General features: G+C 35.1%; 3 protein-coding genes and 1 pseudogene. 1 reads left to right on the forward strand and 3 read right to left on the reverse strand.

Annotated elements, in window-relative coordinates; translation table 11 throughout:
- The coding region (locus tag ACLNCN_RS04545) for a septation ring formation regulator EzrA (protein WP_424844721.1) at positions 1-514 on the forward strand (514 nt) is incomplete at its 5' end.
- A gap of 47 nt (positions 515-561) precedes the next feature.
- Here ACLNCN_RS04545 and ACLNCN_RS04550 read toward each other — a convergent pair.
- The 3 genes and pseudogenes from ACLNCN_RS04550 to ACLNCN_RS04560 all read right to left on the reverse strand — a co-directional run.
- On the reverse strand, positions 562-1194 hold the full coding sequence (locus ACLNCN_RS04550) for a GNAT family N-acetyltransferase (protein WP_153198793.1): 633 nt from the start codon (positions 1192-1194) through the stop codon (positions 562-564).
- Positions 1195-1328: 134 nt separating this feature from the next.
- Positions 1329-1628 (reverse strand): DUF1827 family protein, encoded by a 300-nt coding sequence (locus ACLNCN_RS04555; RefSeq protein ID WP_000767189.1) that lies wholly within the window; start codon positions 1626-1628, stop codon positions 1329-1331.
- Positions 1629-1686: 58 nt separating this feature from the next.
- Positions 1687-1828 (reverse strand): annotated as a pseudogene (locus tag ACLNCN_RS04560) (NUDIX hydrolase); the annotation flags it as partial.

A 1828-nucleotide genomic window follows, 5' to 3' on the forward strand; every position in this document is an offset into this window, starting at 1 on the left:
GGTTAGTCAACGTCTTGCTCAGATTGAAAAAGATGATATCAATGCTCGCCAGAAGGCAAATGTTTATGTTAATCGTCTTCACACAATTAAGAGATATATGGAAAAACGCAATCTTCCAGGTATTCCTCAGAATTTCTTACAGTTGTTCTTTACAGCAAGTAACCATACTGAAGAGTTGATGGCTGAACTAGAAGAAGCTCGGGTCAATATAGAAGCTGTGAACCGGATGCTTGAAATTGCAACAAATGATATAGAAGCACTTGAAGAAGAAACCTATAATATTGTTCAATATGCAACGTTGACAGAACAATTGCTACAGTATTCGAACCGTTACCGCTCATTTGATGAACGAATTCAAGAAGCCTTTAATGAATCATTAGAAATTTTTGAAAAAGAATTTGATTATCATGCTTCATTTGATAAGATTTCGCAAGCTTTGGAAGTTGCAGAACCAGGTGTAACCAACCGTTTTGTCACTTCATACGAAAAAACACGTGAGACGATTCGTTTCTAACATAATAAAAAAGATTTGGTTCTGTGAGAAGCAGAACCAAATCTTTTTTATTTATTCATTGTTTTTAAAAATGCCCAGTTGCCAATTGATTTTGATCCGTATTCTAAGTCCATATGGTCCAGTAATACATAATCGTTTTTTTCGTAGAATGAGACATTTCTAGCTGTACTAGTTATGAGTCCCAAGTGTTTACAGCCTTTTGATTTGACATAGGGTTCAATGCCTTGTTTCAAAAATGTACTGCCTATTCCCAGCCCTTTATTTGATACATTGACAGCTAAGGCCATCAAATACCAATCAAACTCTCCAGATTTTTCTAAATGCTTTTTGGAACGTTTTACAAAGTCAAAGTATTTAAAAAGATTTTGTGGTCGAATGTAGCGAAAAATGTTTGTCCCACCATTTCGTAGATAGGATAGTATACAGAAATCTTTTTGTTGCAAAAGGGCGACTGCTAGTAATTCTCCATCTTGTTCCGCAATTAAACAGTTTCCCTTCTTAATATAGACTCTAGTAAGCAGAATTTGCAATGTTTCTACAAAAGCAGGATAGGAGTCAGGTTTCTTCAAATCGTCAGTTATAATCGTTAAAAAAGGATAGTCAAGAAAGGAATTAGCTAATAGTTTTCCAATTTTTTCGTATTCTTCAAGTCTTGCCTCTCGATATATCATGTCTCCCATGCTTGTCTCCTTTGTTAGCCATAAAACCATGAATGATAGGATTTCAAGATAAAAAATTGGAGATGATTTAAAAAGCAAGTTAGAACCCAACTCTGTGCTATAAGGTTCAATAGCTTTCAAATCTCTCCAAGATTTTATTTGGTCGGAATTGAAATTCCAATTAATTTTTCTGAATAGAGGGTTTTGATATTGGCCTCATCAATAGAGTCCTTATCAATTTTACGTTTCAAGAAAAATTCTTGAATAGCTTCGATTTCAGGTTCACGAATAGCGCGGTGTTTGTTTGAGATGAGGATTTCATAGTGAAGCGGAGCTTGGGTAAAAATAACATCGGTATTCCCAGCAGAATAGACCTCAACAAGGGTTGCATCTGTACTTTCTAGCTGGCTTTTAACAAGTTGCGAGTGTGAGTTTGTCGTATTGATTAGCTTCATAACATTTCCTCCGATTTTCTAATTCTATTATAGCACTTTTTAAATAAAGTAGCTTGATTTAGTCAATCTTATGCTGTTTTTTCCAAGATTCAATAGCCCATTTATGGCTACCACGTTTGAGGTTTTTAATAGCCTCGTCAATAGGGAACCAGGCAATATGATTAAAGTCTTCTAGTGGCTTTTGCACTTCTTTGAAAGAA

The sequence above is a fragment of the Streptococcus sp. CL8.13 genome, from assembly GCF_049737895.1.